Source organism: Thermodesulfovibrionales bacterium (assembly GCA_026417875.1).
Classification (GTDB): Bacteria; Nitrospirota; Thermodesulfovibrionia; order Thermodesulfovibrionales; family CALJEL01; genus CALJEL01.
The window spans coordinates 1-2,463 of record JAOACK010000096.1; the positions used below are offsets into that span (position 1 = coordinate 1).

General features: G+C 38.4%; 3 protein-coding genes. All 3 read left to right on the forward strand.

Annotated elements, in window-relative coordinates; genetic code table 11:
• Positions 1–276: 276 nt before the first annotated feature.
• Genes N2257_10590 through N2257_10600 form a run of 3 tightly spaced genes read left to right on the forward strand, consistent with a single transcriptional unit; the run spans position 277 to position 2,342 of the window.
• Entirely contained in the window at positions 277–693 is a 417-nt protein-coding gene (locus N2257_10590; protein ID MCX7794831.1) for an Hsp20/alpha crystallin family protein, read from the forward strand.
• Entirely contained in the window at positions 690–1,778 is a 1,089-nt protein-coding gene (locus tag N2257_10595) for an inositol-3-phosphate synthase (protein ID MCX7794832.1), read from the forward strand. Before N2257_10590 ends, N2257_10595 begins: the two co-directional genes overlap by 4 nt.
• Entirely contained in the window at positions 1,779–2,342 is a 564-nt protein-coding gene (locus tag N2257_10600) for a CDP-alcohol phosphatidyltransferase family protein (protein ID MCX7794833.1), read from the forward strand.
• Positions 2,343–2,463: the final 121 nt, after the last annotated feature.

Below are 2,463 nucleotides of genomic sequence, written 5' to 3' on the forward strand. Positions count from 1 at the left end.
TACATTTTAATCTAACAGAAGAGCTTAAAAATAGTCAATTATTATCAAAGTCAACAGAATTTTGACGATAGAAATCAATGACAATCTAATAAATTAAAAGGCCTTGCTAAAAAATGAAATCTGCTTTTTAAGAGTGAGATTTATTAAGCTTGCTCATGATTAATGAAACGCCTCATCTAGTTTAATGAAGACTTATTTTTATACCTTTTTAAAGGTTGACATAAAGACTCAGTTTATTTTATAAAATATTCTATTGCTTTTGCCCGGGTACTACTCATGGCTGAAAGGAATCTTAGAAAAAGTTTTTTTACGACTGAAGAGTTTCTTAACAGGTTTTTTGCCGAGGAGTTGGCCTGTTATCCTCACTGGACTCCTGCGGTGGATATATACGAGGATAATGAAAAATTTATAGTTGAGGCAGAACTTCCAGGGGTGCGAGAAGAAGATATCGAGGTAAAGGTGGAAGGCAGCGTGCTTTTAATCAGCGGATTAAGAAAGTCTTCTTCTGATACATTTCTGAGATGCCACAGGCTTGAGAGACAGCAGGGATATTTTTTAAGACGTTTTATACTTTCTTCAGAAATAGATAAAGAAAAGATAAGTGCAACCCTTAAAGATGGTATACTTACTGTTATAATTCCTAAAAAAAGGGAATTCATAATCAGACATATTAAGGTGGAAGGAGAAGAATGAAGAAGATAAGGGTAGCAATAGTCGGTGTTGGTAACTGTGCGAGCTCTCTTGTCCAGGGAGTTGAGTACTATAAAACATTCCAGAAAAGTCTGGGTTTGATGCATTATGACCTGGGGGGATATACTCCTGGAGATATAGAATTCGTAGCTGCCTTTGATATCGATGAAAGAAAAGTGGGTCAACCTCTGAATAAGGCCATATTTGCAAAGCCAAACTGTACAAAGATTATATGGAAGGATATGCCTGACAGTAATGTTATTGTTCAGATGGGAGAGGTTCTGGACGGTATCTCGCCGCACATGGAAGAATATCCTCCTGAGCGCAGGTTTATCCCATCAAAAAAAGAACCCTGTGACGTAGTAAAGATTCTCAGGGATAGTGGAGCTGAGATACTTCTTAATTATCTTCCAGTCGGTTCTGAGAAGGCAACAGCCTTTTATGCTGAGGCATGTCTTCAGGCTGGGGTGAGTTTTATTAACTGTGTTCCTGTATTCATTGCATCCAATCCAGAATGGGAAAAAAGATTCAGGGAAAAAAATATTCCTATCATTGGCGATGATATAAAGAGCCAGATAGGAGCCACAATTATACACCGTGTTCTAACAAAACTCTTTGAAGACAGGGGAGTGAAGATAGACAATACATATCAGTTGAATGTTGGAGGAAACACAGATTTTCTGAATATGTTAAACAGGTCAAGGTTAAAATCAAAGAAGATTTCAAAAACAGAAGCTGTCAGATCACAGATACATGGTGAGATTAAAGATGAACATATCCATATAGGTCCTTCTGATTATGTTCCATGGCTTAATGATAACAAGGTCTGTTTCATAAGGATTGAAGGAAGGATATTCGGTGATGTGCCCATAAATCTTGAGCTGAGGCTTTCTGTGGAGGATTCACCAAACAGTGCCGGTGTTGTAATAGATGCTATAAGAATTGCAAAAATTGCGAGAGATCGGGGTACAGGGGGTGTATTGACCTCTGCTTCTGCCTATTTTATGAAACATCCACCTGTCCAGTATCCTGATGAGGAGGCAAGGAGGATGGTGGAAGAATTTATTGCTGGTAAGAGGTCTCATTAATTGTTAAGTTCAAAACTCGGTCATTTCTTTGACAGACCCTTTAAAGAACTCTCTCTAAAAATAAAGATTCATCCTAATGTTTTAAGCATTACAGGCTTTTTAATAACTTTGATTTCAGCTTTCTTAATCCCTCTTTCCCCTTTTTACAGTGGGATGCTGCTTTTTGTTGGTGGATTTTTTGATATGCTCGATGGTATTGTGGCAAGGAACAGAAACCTTGTCTCAAGATTCGGGGCCTTCCTTGATTCCACTCTTGATAGACTTTCTGATGCCTTATTATTTACCGGAGTGGCTGTTCTTTTTTACCTAAGAGATGAGGTAAACCACAGTCTCCTATCCTTATTATGTCTTATCTTTTCATTCCTCGTAAGTTATACAAGGGCTAGAATAGAGGGTCTTGGTGGAGAGTGCAGGATAGGTCTTGCAGAGAGACCTGAAAGAATTCTCATTCTTATAGGTGGACTTCTGACAGGTTATATAAAGCTTAGCCTCTGGATTATACTCATTGCATCCTTTATAACAACCATTCAGAGGATTCACCATGCCAGGAGGATTTTAAGATGAAAAGAGTGAGGGAGGATAAGGAAAGACTTTTAAAAACTTCTGTGTATCTTGAAGAGGAGGTTATGGAAGCGCTCAGGGATATGGCTCGGAGATTGACAGATGAGACGGGTAAGAAATGGTC